Source organism: Dielma fastidiosa, assembly GCF_000313565.1.
GTDB classification, from domain to species: Bacteria; Bacillota_I; Bacilli_A; order Erysipelotrichales; family Erysipelotrichaceae; genus Dielma; species Dielma fastidiosa.
The window spans coordinates 194,113-208,175 of the sequence record NZ_HE578930.1 but is presented as its reverse complement, the minus strand read 5'-3'; the positions used below and the strand labels follow the sequence as shown (position 1 = coordinate 208,175).

The window sequence follows — 14,063 nt, the reverse complement described above, 5'->3', positions numbered from 1 at the left end:
GAAGATATAAAAGAAATCGACAGTGAACCACATTATTTGGTTGCTTATTTTGATTGGGGTGCAAAAAAGCCACAGAGCAGATGGCTGCCTGAACATTTGGTTACAAGCTATGTATCTGCTGAAGATTTTGAAAAAGTAAAGATGGTGGTAAAAGAATGAGAATCAAAGAAGGCGACTATATCAACGGATACAAGGTTGAGAGAGTATTAAGAAGAAGTAAACCTATAAGTTACTTAGTCACATACTTTTGCCCGTTTTATCAAAAGCCACAAAGCAAGCAGCTGACAGATGATGATGTGGTTACATACATGAGTAAAGGCGATTTTAACAAGATGTGTAAATACATAGAGAGAGCGAGGCTTAAATGAATTGGAAATCAGAAAAGGATCTCTTGATTGATGAAGAGGACGACTTAAGAAGATATGTCAGAGGCGAGCTGATGAATTACTATCTTTATCTGCATAAATGGCATGTGTTAGAAAGCAAGCGTCAATCACTCAAATGTTCTTCTGGTGGCAGTGTTATACAGATGCCTGATGGTGCATCAGACGGCAAAAGTCCGCAGCAGCGGATGATGGATAAGGACTTCGAGTTGCAGGAGCTTCAAGAACCGTTTGAAAAGCGTATGAGAGCTATTGATCGCTGGGTAAGTGTACTCACAAAGCCTTACTATAACGTGATTAAGGAATACGTGATGAAAAACAGATGCCGAAATCCTAGAGAGGTTGGATTTAGTTTGAAACTGAGCGAAGAGGCAGTCAGAAAGCAAGCTGAAAGGGCAATTTGCCAGATTTGTTCAAGAAATAAGAAAATTTTGTGAAAGTGTCACGGTGTGACGGGTTTGGACGTGTTATAATGATAGTGTGGAATTAGCGGGGATACATTCCCCACCCATTAAGTTCCTGCTAATTCAGGCAAAAGGCATCTATGGTAATCATAGGTGCTTTTATTTTAATCAACAGGAGGTGAATGACATGGCAAAATACGATTACTGGTTAACTGATGATGGCTTGCAGCTGCTTGCAGGATGGGCACGATCAGGATTAACTGATGAGCAGATAGCCCACAACATGGGTATTGCTGTGTCAACTCTCTATGAATGGAAGAAACGTTATTCGGAGATTTCGGAGGTCTTAAAAAACAACAAGGAAATTGCTGACATAGCTGTTGAGAACGCATTGTATAAGCGTGCAATAGGATACTCATATACCGAAACAACCAAAGAGGATGGCAAGGTTATTAAAACAGTTGAAAAGGAAGTAGTGCCAGATACAACGGCACAGATATTTTGGCTGAAGAATAGGCAGCCAGAACGTTGGCGGGATAAGCAGGAAATACAGAACAGCGGCAACATGGACTTCAATGTAACAATCAAGGTGGTTGAGTAATGAATATAGAGATCACCAAGAAGCAGCAATTATTTATAGAATCACAGGCATTTGAGACATTGTACGGAGGTGCGGCAGGCGGCGGTAAATCCTACGGACAATTAATTGATGCCTTTTTATATGCGCTGAAATATCCGACAAGTAAGCAGTTAGTGTTAAGGCGGACTTTCCCGGAGCTTGAAAAGTCACTGATCCGTGTATCGTTAGGTATGTATCCTGCCGAGGTTGCTAAGTACAATTCAGGGAATCATGTGTGGACATTTAAAAATGGTTCATTAATCGATTTTGCTTATTGTGACAACGAGAATGATGTTTACAAGTATCAATCCGCAGAATATGATGTGATTCGTTTTGATGAGCTGACACACTTCACCGAAACCATGTACACCTATTTATTAAGCCGTATTCGTGGTGCTAACAGCTTTCCTAAGTTCTGCAAGAGTTCTACAAACCCCGGTGGTATCGGTCATACATGGGTCAAGGCAAGATTCATTGATATTGGACCGCCTATGCAGCTTCATGACTTCAAAGGAGGATCACGGAAGTTTATTCCTTCTTTAGTCACCGAGAATAAATTTCTCATGGAATCAGATCCGGGTTATCTTGAACGCTTAGAAAACCTAAGTGAATCAGAGAAACAAAAGCTGCGGTATGGTAACTGGGATATCTTCGAGGGACAGTATTTTGATGAGTTCAGACGTGACATTCATGTATGCAGACCTTTTGATATACCGTCACACTGGAAACGTTATTTTACTATGGACTATGGCTTAGATATGCTTGCGGGATATTGGATTGCTGTGGATACTCAAAACCACGCTTATGTGTATAAAGAGGTGTATGAGAGTAATCTTATCATCAGTGCGGCGGCAGAACGCATAAAAGCATGCAATGGTGAAGATAAGATATATAGTTACTTAGCGCCGCCCGACTTGTTCAATCGACGTCAGGAGAGCGGAAAAAGCGTTGCTGACATATTCAGTGAGCATGGTATTGCGCTATCTAAAACATCTAACAAGCGTGTGAATGGATGGCTGGCAGTGAAAGAGTGGATCAAGCCTTATAAAGACGAAACAGAGACATTAACAAGTGCTTTAAAGATATTTCCAAGCTGTGTGAATCTGATTCGAACGTTGCCGGCAGTGCTGCGTGATACTAAGAATTATGATGATGTAGCAAATGATCCACATGAACTGACACACGCACCTGATGCATTGAGAGGCTTTTGTGTTAGCCATACATCACCAACAAGAACGATTCAACAACCACCAAAATTTAATTTTGACTTTGAAAAATCTAAGAAGAAACCGGGAGGGCAAGGCACGAAATCACGTGCGATATAAACATGGAAATCTTAACTATACTAACAACGGTAGCTGTAGGAGCTGCCTTTTTATTTGCGTACCGTAAAGGGCTAAGAGATGGTTTAGCACTTAACAAGAGCGAGGTCAAGACAGCACTTGAACCCTTGTTTAAACCGCCTAAGTTGAAACGAGAGACGAAAGAGCAGCAGCGTGCTAAGTTGATTGCTCAGAATATAGAAAATTATAAAGGGACAGCAGAGGGGCAGGTGAAAGTCAAATGAATGATGAGTTAGCACAGAAAATATGGGAGCTATATCAAAAAGGTGTAGATCATCATAACAAGATGGCTTTATACTCCAAGACCACACAAGCTTATGACTTTTATGAGGATAGGCAATGGGTAGGCGTAGAGGCAGGCGGTGAGACATTGCCCTTTTACAACTTTATCAAGCCCATAGTGAAATATAAAACAGCCTCAATCGCTATGAATGAAATGGCTATTGTTTATACTCCGCTAGAATCCGATGAGGTTTTTCAGCAGGCATGTGAGACACTCAATAGATATGCTGAAAAGCAATGGGAAAAACTGAAAATGGCTACATTGGCATGGAATCTTGTTAAAGCAGGCAATATTGCCGGGGATAGTTACATTTATTTTTATGATGGTGGCAACAAGGCACAAATCATTGACAACACCAATATCTATTTGGGAGATGAACAGCTGGCAGATATACAAAAGCAACCGTATATCTTGATCAGCGAGCGATTAAGAGTTGAAGATGTGAAAAAGATTGCTGAAACTAACGGAATTGATCCTGATGAGATCACCAGTGATGAACAAGAGCATCAAACGAACAAACCAATCGAAGTCAAGGACGAGAACGGCAAGTGTACATCAGTTTTAAAGTTATGGAAAGAAAATGGCGTTGTACATTTTTGCCGAGCTACTAAAAATGTTGTGTATGAGCCGGATACAGCGATTGCCGGTTTAAGCTATTATCCGGTGGCAAGTTTTATCGTTGAGCAGCTGCATAACTCCGCAAGAGGTAACGGCGAGGTAAGACCATTGATCCCTAATCAGATCGAGGTTAACAAGACGTTATACAGACGATCAAGTGCTGTAAAAACTGCTGCTTTTCCTCAAGTTGTTTATGATACTGAGCGTATTGATAACCCTGAAATGATTGGTGAAGCAGGAACTGCCTTAGAAGTACATGGAAGCGTGTCAGCCGTAAAAGACATGATCTCATACTTACAGCCTAACGGCATCAGCAACGATGCGAAGGTGTTGGGCGATGAGATGCTACAAACAACCAAAGACCTTGCCGGTGCTGGTGATGCAGCACTCGGGCAGATCAACCCGGAACAGGCATCGGGTAATGCCATTATTGCAGTACGTGACCAAGCGGCTATACCGCTGAATGAATCCATCAGCAACTACAAACAGTGCATTGAGGATATAGCTAACATCTGGTACAGCATGTGGGTTGCCTACAATGTAGAAGGTATGCAAGTGACGATCACTGATGAAAACGGTCAGGAGCAGCAGGCGGTAATAGATGCAGAAACATTGCAACAACTGCAGGTCAATGTACGAGTAGATGTATCACAGGCAAATCCATACAGTAGGTACGCGCAAGAAAAATCCTTAGAAAACTTATTTATGAACCAGCAACTGAGTTTTGAAGAATACATCAATGCTCTTGATGATAGCTCATCAGTGCCAAAAAATAAGATGCTGGCTGTTATCGAAAAGCGAAAACAGCAGCAAGATAATGAGCTGATGATGCAGAATCAACAACTGCAGGCACAGAACCAGCAGTTAAATGAGTACGTCAATCAAGTAGCTCAGCAATTAGGTTATCAAGATCAAGGAGGACGGCAAAATGTCATGCAGCAAATGCCAATGTGAAATGAGGATCATTAAAGCAGAAAACGTGATCCGCAACGGTAAATTATTTGTTGATCATCATGTCAAGTGCATCAATCCACAGTGTGCGGATTATGACAAGGTGCAGATCATCAGCAATGAGCAGCCGGTAACAATCAGTAATTAAGCGCTAAGGCGCTTTTTATATCGCATTGAATAGCGTAAAAATCAAGGAGGAAGCATGGAAGAATTAGAAACAAGCGTAGAAATGCAGGAGGTCGCTGAACCTGAAACACAAGTCGAAGAGACACAGACGGAACCGGTAGTAGAACAGGCGGAAACGGAGGAAGTCGCCAAACCTCAACAGACACCGGAAGAAAATGCAGCCTTTGCACGTATGCGCAGAGAGCAAGAACAAGCAAGACGTGAAGCAGAAATCTACCGCAAGCAAGCGGAGCGCATGGCACAAGCTGCCAGCAAATTCGGCTATCAAGGTAATCCGGATGAGGTTGCTGATCAGATCGAGGCTGCCGCAACCGGTAAACCGTTAGAACAGGTACGTTCAGAGCGTTTACAGCGAGAACAATCAATGCTTCAAGCCCAGCAGGCGGCTGCGGAAAGAGATCTATACAAAAACCAGCTGATCGAGTTTCAAGTTAAATCCGCAATGGAAAGAGACTTGGCAGCGATCCGCAAGATTGATAAAACAGTGAAAAAACTGGATGATCTTGGCCCTGAGTTTGCGAGTTTGGTAAACAGCGGAGTTGATGCACAGACTGCTTACTTTGCAGTAAAGGCAAAAGAGCAAGCCAACACCAAGCCAAAACCTAAAGATATAGGCGCGATTGGTGCGGGTAACAAAGAGAAAGATTATTATACGCCTGATGAAGTGGATCGTTTAACCGACGAAGAAATGAATGATCCAAAAATCAGAGCGAAGGTAAGAAAGTCAATGACTAAATGGAAATAGGAGGAATAAAACAATGAGTTATGCAAATTTTAAGCCTACATTCTGGGCAAAGGAAATTCAGGTAGCATTAGAAGCAAAATGCAAAATCGTGAATGACTGCTGGACAGCATTCGAAGGCGAGTGTAAGAAAGGGGAAAAGGTTAAAATCATTGGTTTGGGTGAAGTGACGATTGGTGATTACAACGGTCTGCTGCCTGATCCTGAGACACTGGCTGACAGTTCCGTTTATATGGAAATCGACCAGGCCAAATACTTCAACTTCAAGATTGACGATATTGACAAGGCACAGACACGTGAAGGATTAATGGAAATGTATTTGGATGAAGTTACCGATAAGATGGCACGTGTTCGTGACCGTCATGCAGCTTCAATCGCTTTACAGGCTGGAGGCATGTCAGCTTCTACTAAATTGACAACACCGAAAGACGCGAAAGCGTTGATTGATGCCGGTTTACTGTATCTGAGAGAGAATAATGTGGAGATTGAGGATAAGGTTTTCATTGAAATTCCTTATTTCATGTATCAGTTATTTAAGGACAATTTGGTAGAGCTTAAAACCAACAATGACGAGCTGATTAAAAAAGGTATTGTCGGTATGTACGACAACTGCGTTGTTAAGTATTCAAACAATCTATACAATGATGGCACAGACACATACGCAATGATACGTACCAAGAAAGGTATTGCATTTGCTTCGGGCATCGACCAGACAGAAGCATACCGTCCTGAAAAATCATTCAGTGATGCAATTAAAGGTCTAAACACATTTGGCGCCAAATCAGTACGTCCAAAAGAATTATATGCAATTAAGGTACATAAATAGGAGGATATAAAAAATGGCAAAGACAGAAGTAGTAAACACAAAATTAAAATTTAATGAACCAAAAGAAGTCGGTGCAGCCGTAACTTTAACGGCAGAGGGTGCAGTGGTTGATTATACAGGCAGCTCTGATGAATTGATCCTGTTACTGATCGGTGGTGCAGCTGCAACCATCAAAGCCGGTGATGGTATCCAAGCTACCAGTGATCTAGCAGTGCCATTTGTTACTGGAAAGCAGAAAGCCGTTGTCGTGGAATCGGGTAAATACTTATTCCACACCGGAGAAAACAAAGGGAAGATCGTTATTGAAGGAACTGGTGCAACCGTTCAAGTGATTCAATTACCATAGGGGGCTTACAAGCCCCTTCTTTTTGTAAAAGGAGGGTAGACATGGACTGGAAAACTATCAAATTACTAAGTTTGCAGAAGATGTTTTTAATCACAGGCAACAGCATAGTAGAAGATGAAACCACACTAGAATATCTCAATAAGATGTGGGGAGCTGCCAACGAGGCAATGATTCGGCTTGCGACTATCGGTAAGACGATCATGCGACAGAAAACGATTGATCTAAGTGATGAGCGCATTATATCTGCGGATAAAATGTATATCAATTTGCTTGATTTCTGCACTGACTTATTCAATGTCAATACTGCGGGTGTAAGGCTAAACGAAGAACCGTTCAGCCGTTTTGAACTTTACGGTCACACAATGGTGCTAGAACCCCAAGAAGGAATGCTGTCTGTCTTGTATTACGCTTATCCAGCACTTTTAAAGCCGGATAGTCCCGATGATACAGAGATACCACTTGATATAGATGCTGCTGTATTAATACCACTCTATATTGCCAGTGAGCTGTATAAAGATGATGATAACTCACTGGCTACCATGTATCGAAATCAGTTTGAGACAGGGCTTGAAAGTCTAGTGCCTAAACAACAAACAAATAAAGCGAGGTTTGTGCGTCATGGCGCAGTTTAAAGTACCGGCAAGTCCTAAGCTGTACACCGTCAATATTGAGCAATTCAAGGGCGTTGATTTTAGCAATAACCCTACTCAAGTAGCAAATGGTCGCAGTCCCGATGCCGTCAACATGATTAGTAATCAGGCAGGGTTTCCTATTAAAACACAAGGCTACGAGTTAGTCTATGATTTTGGTTCAAGAATCAACGGTATCTATCGCTTGTATGACGGTCAGGAGCATTTGCTTATCCATGCTGGCACGAAGCTGTATGAGGGCTTTACAGAGCCGACATTGCTTAGTGATAACATGGCAGATCAAAGATCAATGGGATTTCAGATGTCGGAGAAATTATGGCTGCTTGACGGTGCATCGTTTAAAGTATACGGAAAATTTGATGATACTTACGCTGTTAAAGATGTCACGGAGATTGCTTATGTGCCGACTACCTCTATTGCTAGGGGGGCAGCTTCCGGAGGGACAAGCTTTGAGAACGTCAATCTATTGCAGCCAAAGAGAAAAAATAGTTTCCTTGCGAAAAAAGACGAAACAACATTTCAGCTTGATGCGTCAGAGATTACCGAGGTGCTGGAAGTTAAGGTGTTGGATAAGTCGGGTGAGTGGGTTGTAAAAACAGTGGATACGGATTATACCGTTGATTTAGCGCTGGGGCAAATCAAGTTTACGACTGCACCTGGTGAAAGCCCTGTACTTGGTCGTGATAACGTGGAAGTCTTGTTTAGTAAGCAAGTAAGCGGATATACAGACAGGATCAATAAATGTACTACTTACGGTATTTATGGTGTCGGCGGTACGGATAACCGTGTTTTCTTGACTGGTAATCCTGATATGGCTAATTTTGACTGGTTCAGTGCAGTTGATGATCCATCTTATATTGGTGATCTTAATTACTCCCGCATTGGGCAATCCTCGGCAATCATGGGATACCGTAAGATCGGTGAGTATATGTCAATCCATAAAGAGGACAACGAACAGGACCCGACAGTGTATTTACGCAGCGGTTACTTGGACAACAACAATAATCCGGTATTTAGCGTTAAGCAGGGTGTTGTTGGTGTCGGTGCGGTGAGTAAATACGCATTTGCTAATTTGCGTGACGATCCATTATTTTTATCAAGACAAGGTGTCAATGCGGTAGTGACTAACTCGATCACTGGCACACGATTTGCACAGGATCGCAGCTATTACATTAATGCCAGATTAACGCAGGAGCCGAACATGGAAGATGCAACAGCTATTGAGCATAACGGCTTTTACTATCTCAGCATGAACGGTCATGTATATGTAGCGGACAGCCGGCAGAAAACCTACGAAAAGAACGCCGTATCAGAAAGTTATCAGTATGAATGGTACTACTTAGATAACCGGGATGCCCGGTGTTGGTTCGCAAACGATGAAAGCTTTTATTTTGGCAGGACAGATGGTAAGCTGTGTAAATTTAATGATTTAATGTTTGACCTTGACGAGCCAACGAAAGCCTATTGGACGACGCCGTTATTTACTTTTGGTGAGCTGATCCATTATAAGACACTCAAACAGTTTATCCTGATGCTGAACCCTTACTTAAAGAGTTCAGTTGATATTTATTATCGGGTGAAGTCGGTGGAGAAGCTAGTTAAAAGCCAACAGTCGGACATTTTTGACTTTAACAATATAGATTTTGAACGTTTTACTTTTAATACAGATGATGGGCCAAGACTTATGGCCACAAATAGAAAAGCAAAAAAATTCATGATGATCCAGTTCTTATTTAAGAATGAACAACCTGAAAGCTTCGGCTTTTTACAGCTTGCGTTGAATTACATCATCTTGAATGCAAGATATAAAGGAGGCAGCTAATGTCACTCAATGATTATAAAATAAACACATTTAGTAAGCCTGTTTCCGCATTGGCAGACAGGCCAAGAATCACCGCTGCCGAGCTTAAAGCATGGTTTGACAGCAACAGTACCAATGAGATTAAAACGAGCATCAACAGTCTTATTGACGCTCTTGTTGCATTGACAGGAGCTGATCAGATCGGTGTAAGTGTAGAGGGTATCGCACAGCAGACCGTATTCGGTGTGCTGACAGCTCTTAAAGTCTTGATCGATGATCGCTATACGATTGCTCAAACAGACAGTCGATTATTATTAAAATTTGATGATGCGAATGCACAGGATTTAGTTAAGACAGTCAATATTGATAGACAGACCGGTGTATTTACTGTTACTAAGTATGATGGCACTGTTGAGACTTGGGACACGGCCATAGAAAAGGTAGCAATTGATGCCAAGCTAGACGGTACAGATTTTGTATTAACGCTGGTTGATGGCACTGAGCAAAGAGTGTCTTTATCAGCCTTTGTAGATACATATAACTTTATTACCAGTGATACGATACAGGTAATAGAGACAGTCGGTAATAGCTCAAAAAGTTACACGTTTAATATAAGACCAGGATCAATCAAAACTGAAATGATGGACCCTCAGTTATTAACGACGATCACAGGTTATGTTGAGAGTGCTTCAGCTTCCGCAGCCAGAGCGGCAAGGAGCGCCGAATCAGCCCTTACATCAAAACAAGATGCAGTAAGTTCTGCGGCAGCTGCTTTAACAAGTGAGCATAACGCAGCGCAGAGTGAGGCTAATGCTTTACTGTATAAAACTGCAGCCGAGGAATCAGCAGCAAGCGCCGAAACATCAGCAACCGAAGCTGCAGAAAGCGCAAAGTCAGCGTTAGCAAGTAAAACCGCAGCAGCTAATTCAGCGACAGCGGCATTATCAAGCGAAACAAAGGCAAAAGCCAGTGAGACAGCCGCAGCAACAGCAAAAGTGTCAGCAGAAGCATCTCAAACTGCCGCATCTACATCAGCGGTTGAAGCGGCGAACAGTGCAGCATCAGCCTTAGCGAGCAAGAATGCAGCTGCCACATCCGCGACAAATGCCTCAGCAAGTGAGACAAAAGCGAAAGCCAGTGAGACAGCAGCGTTAACCTCTCAAACCTCGGCAGCATCATCAGCGGATCGCGCTGAGGAAGCAGCAAAACGAGCTGAAAATATCGCCGGCCTTGAAGTAGTCGTAAAATCAGATATTATCAATAATCTAACATCAGGAGGTGTAGAAAAGGTTCTATCTGCTGAACAAGGTAAAATCTTGCAAACCAATAAAGTAGATAAAGTATCAGGTAAGGCATTATCAACTAATGATTATACGAATGCAGAAAAATCAAAGCTTGCCGGATTGTCTAATTATAATGATACCCAAGTTAAAAGTGATATTACTGCTGCTAACACTGCTATCGGTCAGCTACAAACAAGAGTTGAGAGTGTTGATAACAGTAAAGTAGATAAGGTCAGCGGCAAAGGATTGTCAGAGAACGATTACACGACTGCTGAGAAAAATAAGTTAGCAGGATTGTCTAATTATGATGATACTGAGCTAAGATCAGATGTCGAAAAGTTAAAACAATATCCGATCAACGAAGCATTAACTTTATTAGCCGCTAATTGGTCTAGTTCAACTCCAGCAACTTATACAGTAACAGACAATCGTTATACTGCTGCTGTATCTGATTGGGATATACGTCCCGGTGTAAATATGACAGAGGCAGAGACTGATGTATTAAGTGCAGCTGACATTGATATAGACGGCAGCCATGATGGTTATTTTGTGCTAACTGCAAATGGTGATAAGCCGACAATAGACTTACCAATTTTGATAAAGATATGGAGGTTGTAGAATGATTGATAATCGATTAGTAAAGGCTGGAGGCTCCAGTAATTTACTGTATGTGTTAGAAACTATAAGTGAGAATACGACATGGATCTGTCCGGAAAATATCGCGTCAAAAGTCTGTGTGAGATTGTTTGGCGGAGGTGGTGGTGGCGGTTGTGGAAATTTTAGATATACAAATGGTCCTTTGAATGGGGGCGGTGGAGGCGGAGGCGGACACATGGCTTATGGAGAAATAGATTTAGCTGGTGGAACTTCGGTAAATATAACTATTGGAAGCGGAGGAAGTATTGGATCGAATGCTGGTTCAACAACTAATCTTACTAATGGAGGCAACGGTGGAGCAACATCTTTTGGATCCTATGTATCTGCTCAAGGCGGCGGGGGTGGAAAATCTGCAGGGTCTTATAGTGGAGGCTTAGGAGGCGCTGGCGGTTCAGGTGGCGGTGCTGGCGGTGCTGGCGGTGCTAGTGATAGCTCTGGTGATATATCTGAAGTAGCTGGAGGATCCGCTACTTATGGAGGCATAGGAGGTGCTGGAGGAATCAGGGTTAATCGTACATCTTATGATGGGAAACCGGGTGGTGATGGAATAAATATAACTTTATTAAATAACCCTATGTTAATAAAAGGCATCGCTAAAGGAGGAACTGGTTCTATTGGAGGTTATACAGGAGTTGGAGGATTTAGTAGCTGTTCAGGCGGCGGAGGTGGCGGAGGTGGCTATGGATCACCAGGAACTAACGCCGTGAAAGTTTCTTACAGTGGAGGCTGTGGTGGAGGCGGCGGTGGATATGGAGGCTCATACGGTTATGCTTGCGGAGGCACCGGAGGAGTATATGAAAATACTTCACCAACTAAAGGAACAAAAGGCGTCGTGTTAATTTCATATTTGGTAAAACAAAAGAAGGATGAGTTGTTACCCATTTAATGGAGGAAATATAAATGAGAATAGCAGAAATCAATTACAATCAAGTCGTCAATATCCGAACTGATATTGAGAGTATAGAAGTTGCATATAGAGACTACTATGCCTCTAATATTTTATTAAAAGAAGCCCATGACGAAGTTCTTGTGGGTTGGGGATATGACGAAGAAAATAATCAATATATCCAGCCGAGTGCAGAAGGTATGACATATTATGCAGAGGGTGAATATTGGATGTTGCTGCCGGATGGTTTAACACAGGAACAGATTGTTGCAGATATTCGGGACTCAAGAATCAAGCAGAATCAAGATATTGTGGATTACTCAATTGACAAATACACAATGGAATTGATTGCGGAAGGAGTAATATCATGAGAACTTATGTAGAAAGTTTGAAACGTTGTTTTGATAAGGGGGAAATCACCTCAGTAAAGATACAAATGATGATCACCTTAACGGATGAAGAAAAGGAATACATTCTCACTGAAAAAGACAAGGAGGCAATATCACAAAATGATAAATAATAATATAAAAATCTCGGGGGGGGGGGTATAATAGTACATCATTAATTAGTGATTTTGTATCCCCGTGGTATCTATTGGCACAAGCTGGCAATCTGCGTCCATTTAAAGATCTGGAAAACGAGAATATTGTTGAACCATATTTCACAGGTTTATATACTTGTGTCTATACAAAAAATTATTTTGTATTTTTACAGCAAGCAAGTGACGATGTATATATTTACATCGAAATATATAAGCTTGAAACATGGGAAACCGTATTAAAAAGGAAAATGTTTACTGAATACTCAAACAAATCGGTATTAGGAAGTTGCGTTGCCTTAAACATGACGTATGAGGATGATATTTATTTGATTGCTAGTGATTTTTCGTCGATCTTGAATATAAGGATTGATGAGACTCAAGCAAACAAATATGTATTTAATCTGATTACGCTGCCAAGAAAAATGACTGATTATGTGTCGATTTGTACGCTTGGTAATACTGCGTATATGTTTGGATTCAGGACAGACGGGGGTACATCATCAAGCGCAAACACTACCTACACAAGTGTTATTAAATTTGATGCTCAGTCAAAAGCTGTTACAGTATTAGGCGTAAATACAAGCGACATGGGTTTCAATGTAGGTGACCAAAATTCAAGTAACGCGCAAAGATCGTCCGGGGTTTACGGATGTTTCCCTTATAGTGATAATGAAATCATGATTTTTGGTAAGCACGCAGACACCGAATTAAAGACGACGCGCATGGTCTTATATAACACCATAACAGGTGAAAACAAAAATGTTACTGACGATCCTGAATATACTTATCTAAAAAAATTAAACACATTCAGCACTTTATTCGGTAGTTCGACAAGCAATATTAAAAGCGCAAGAAATCCTGTATCTGCAAATGGTTTGATTTTATATTCAACTTCAAACTCTATAACAATACCAACAGGTGGCGGTAATTCAAACAATAACAACTGGTATTTGGATAATAAAAATTCCGCCCATATTACCTTGCGATTACATATTGTCGTTGATACTAAAGATAAAAAATTGTTTAGTACATGGATCCCGGATATGACACCGTCTTCTGTGTACATAAGTGGCTCTTACAGCAGCGGCAGATATGGACTTTCTTACAAATGGTTAAGTGCTGATGGATCATTTAGACAGGTGCCTTCAGGAGCTAATACAACCGGTATTGATATTCGGCGAGCGCTTGTATATGACTTAAATCGTAAATCAATCAAGGCGTTTTCGATGGATACAACCGATACAAAGCTGAGGGCTGTTGGTGCAATGATGATAGACTTTGTGGTGGTTGTAAAAAAAGGGGTACAGGTTAAACCTTTTTCCGAGATACCATCACCAATGCAAGTGCGCTTCGTGCGGCCGTCAAATCTTAGCATCATAAATGTCGAACCAGATGGAGAAGGTTATTACGAGGCGCCCGAAGAATGTTATTTATACATGGCGATTGAAAACGATAGGGTCATTAAGCCGTCAACATATCCTTTAGATGGGTATCCATACATCAACGAGCAGCCATTTAAAATTTTGGTAAGGTAGGGGGTGTAT

At 41.6% G+C, this 14,063-nt stretch carries 17 protein-coding genes; all 17 read left to right on the top strand.

Annotated features, from left to right (window positions below; translation table 11 throughout):
• Nucleotides 1–155 precede the first annotated feature (155 nt).
• Nucleotides 156–368: a hypothetical protein gene (locus DAHG_RS15835; protein ID WP_022939327.1), complete on the top strand. Its 213-nt coding sequence runs from the start codon at nt 156–158 to the stop codon at nt 366–368.
• Nucleotides 365–820, top strand: coding sequence for a hypothetical protein (locus DAHG_RS15830; RefSeq protein ID WP_022939326.1), 456 nt, complete (start codon nt 365–367; stop codon nt 818–820). Before DAHG_RS15835 ends, DAHG_RS15830 begins: the two co-directional genes overlap by 4 nt.
• Nucleotides 821–974: 154 nt before the next feature.
• Nucleotides 975–1,388 (top strand): helix-turn-helix domain-containing protein, encoded by a 414-nt coding sequence (locus DAHG_RS15825; protein WP_026881028.1) that lies wholly within the window; start codon nt 975–977, stop codon nt 1,386–1,388.
• The gene (locus tag DAHG_RS20700; RefSeq protein WP_022939325.1) at nt 1,388–2,731 is read left to right on the top strand and encodes a terminase large subunit domain-containing protein; all 1,344 of its coding nucleotides are present in this window, start codon (nt 1,388–1,390) and stop codon (nt 2,729–2,731) included. Before DAHG_RS15825 ends, DAHG_RS20700 begins: the two co-directional genes overlap by 1 nt.
• Before the next feature lie 2 nt (nt 2,732–2,733).
• Entirely contained in the window at nt 2,734–2,973 is a 240-nt protein-coding gene (locus DAHG_RS15815; RefSeq protein WP_022939324.1) for a hypothetical protein, read from the top strand.
• The gene (locus DAHG_RS15810) at nt 2,970–4,604 is read left to right on the top strand and encodes a portal protein (RefSeq protein WP_022939323.1); all 1,635 of its coding nucleotides are present in this window, start codon (nt 2,970–2,972) and stop codon (nt 4,602–4,604) included. The genes DAHG_RS15815 and DAHG_RS15810 overlap by 4 nt, the downstream gene beginning before the upstream one ends.
• Nucleotides 4,579–4,749: a hypothetical protein gene (locus tag DAHG_RS21215; protein WP_022939322.1), complete on the top strand. Its 171-nt coding sequence runs from the start codon at nt 4,579–4,581 to the stop codon at nt 4,747–4,749. Before DAHG_RS15810 ends, DAHG_RS21215 begins: the two co-directional genes overlap by 26 nt.
• A gap of 54 nt (nt 4,750–4,803) precedes the next feature.
• Nucleotides 4,804–5,532 carry a hypothetical protein gene (locus DAHG_RS15800; protein WP_022939321.1) on the top strand — a complete coding sequence of 243 codons (729 nt, stop codon included), beginning with the start codon at nt 4,804–4,806 and terminating at the stop codon, nt 5,530–5,532.
• 13 nt (nt 5,533–5,545) lie between these two features.
• Nucleotides 5,546–6,355, top strand: coding sequence for a hypothetical protein (locus DAHG_RS15795; protein WP_022939320.1), 810 nt, complete (start codon nt 5,546–5,548; stop codon nt 6,353–6,355).
• A gap of 13 nt (nt 6,356–6,368) precedes the next feature.
• Nucleotides 6,369–6,701: a hypothetical protein gene (locus DAHG_RS15790; protein WP_022939319.1), complete on the top strand. Its 333-nt coding sequence runs from the start codon at nt 6,369–6,371 to the stop codon at nt 6,699–6,701.
• A 41-nt stretch (nt 6,702–6,742) separates the two neighbouring features.
• Nucleotides 6,743–7,333, top strand: coding sequence for a hypothetical protein (locus DAHG_RS15785; protein WP_022939318.1), 591 nt, complete (start codon nt 6,743–6,745; stop codon nt 7,331–7,333).
• Nucleotides 7,320–9,173 (top strand): hypothetical protein, encoded by a 1,854-nt coding sequence (locus DAHG_RS15780; RefSeq protein ID WP_022939317.1) that lies wholly within the window; start codon nt 7,320–7,322, stop codon nt 9,171–9,173. Before DAHG_RS15785 ends, DAHG_RS15780 begins: the two co-directional genes overlap by 14 nt.
• Nucleotides 9,173–11,053, top strand: a complete 1,881-nt coding sequence (locus DAHG_RS20695; protein WP_022939316.1) for a hypothetical protein — start codon at nt 9,173–9,175, stop codon at nt 11,051–11,053. Before DAHG_RS15780 ends, DAHG_RS20695 begins: the two co-directional genes overlap by 1 nt.
• Before the next feature lies 1 nt (nt 11,054).
• On the top strand, nt 11,055–11,978 hold the full coding sequence (locus tag DAHG_RS21755) for a hypothetical protein (RefSeq protein WP_022939315.1): 924 nt from the start codon (nt 11,055–11,057) through the stop codon (nt 11,976–11,978).
• A 14-nt stretch (nt 11,979–11,992) separates the two neighbouring features.
• Complete coding sequence (locus DAHG_RS15765) at nt 11,993–12,349, top strand: hypothetical protein (protein WP_022939314.1); 357 nt, start codon at nt 11,993–11,995, stop codon at nt 12,347–12,349.
• Complete coding sequence (locus tag DAHG_RS21205) at nt 12,346–12,498, top strand: hypothetical protein (RefSeq protein ID WP_022939313.1); 153 nt, start codon at nt 12,346–12,348, stop codon at nt 12,496–12,498. The genes DAHG_RS15765 and DAHG_RS21205 overlap by 4 nt, the downstream gene beginning before the upstream one ends.
• 74 nt (nt 12,499–12,572) lie before the next feature.
• Nucleotides 12,573–14,054 carry a hypothetical protein gene (locus tag DAHG_RS15755; RefSeq protein ID WP_022939312.1) on the top strand — a complete coding sequence of 494 codons (1,482 nt, stop codon included), beginning with the start codon at nt 12,573–12,575 and terminating at the stop codon, nt 14,052–14,054.
• Nucleotides 14,055–14,063: the final 9 nt, after the last annotated feature.

What these genes read in the sequence shown, in the direction of transcription:
- DAHG_RS15835 (WP_022939327.1), top strand. Translation starts at nt 156, where the DNA reads ATGAGAATCAAAGAAGGCGACTATATCAACGGATACAAGGTTGAGAGA.
- DAHG_RS15830 (WP_022939326.1), top strand. Translation starts at nt 365, where the DNA reads ATGAATTGGAAATCAGAAAAGGATCTCTTGATTGATGAAGAGGACGAC.
- DAHG_RS15825 (WP_026881028.1), top strand. Translation starts at nt 975, where the DNA reads ATGGCAAAATACGATTACTGGTTAACTGATGATGGCTTGCAGCTGCTT.
- DAHG_RS20700 (WP_022939325.1), top strand. Translation starts at nt 1,388, where the DNA reads ATGAATATAGAGATCACCAAGAAGCAGCAATTATTTATAGAATCACAG.
- DAHG_RS15815 (WP_022939324.1), top strand. Translation starts at nt 2,734, where the DNA reads ATGGAAATCTTAACTATACTAACAACGGTAGCTGTAGGAGCTGCCTTT.
- DAHG_RS15810 (WP_022939323.1), top strand. Translation starts at nt 2,970, where the DNA reads ATGAATGATGAGTTAGCACAGAAAATATGGGAGCTATATCAAAAAGGT.
- DAHG_RS21215 (WP_022939322.1), top strand. Translation starts at nt 4,579, where the DNA reads ATGTCATGCAGCAAATGCCAATGTGAAATGAGGATCATTAAAGCAGAA.
- DAHG_RS15800 (WP_022939321.1), top strand. Translation starts at nt 4,804, where the DNA reads ATGGAAGAATTAGAAACAAGCGTAGAAATGCAGGAGGTCGCTGAACCT.
- DAHG_RS15795 (WP_022939320.1), top strand. Translation starts at nt 5,546, where the DNA reads ATGAGTTATGCAAATTTTAAGCCTACATTCTGGGCAAAGGAAATTCAG.
- DAHG_RS15790 (WP_022939319.1), top strand. Translation starts at nt 6,369, where the DNA reads ATGGCAAAGACAGAAGTAGTAAACACAAAATTAAAATTTAATGAACCA.
- DAHG_RS15785 (WP_022939318.1), top strand. Translation starts at nt 6,743, where the DNA reads ATGGACTGGAAAACTATCAAATTACTAAGTTTGCAGAAGATGTTTTTA.
- DAHG_RS15780 (WP_022939317.1), top strand. Translation starts at nt 7,320, where the DNA reads ATGGCGCAGTTTAAAGTACCGGCAAGTCCTAAGCTGTACACCGTCAAT.
- DAHG_RS20695 (WP_022939316.1), top strand. Translation starts at nt 9,173, where the DNA reads ATGTCACTCAATGATTATAAAATAAACACATTTAGTAAGCCTGTTTCC.
- DAHG_RS21755 (WP_022939315.1), top strand. Translation starts at nt 11,055, where the DNA reads ATGATTGATAATCGATTAGTAAAGGCTGGAGGCTCCAGTAATTTACTG.
- DAHG_RS15765 (WP_022939314.1), top strand. Translation starts at nt 11,993, where the DNA reads ATGAGAATAGCAGAAATCAATTACAATCAAGTCGTCAATATCCGAACT.
- DAHG_RS21205 (WP_022939313.1), top strand. Translation starts at nt 12,346, where the DNA reads ATGAGAACTTATGTAGAAAGTTTGAAACGTTGTTTTGATAAGGGGGAA.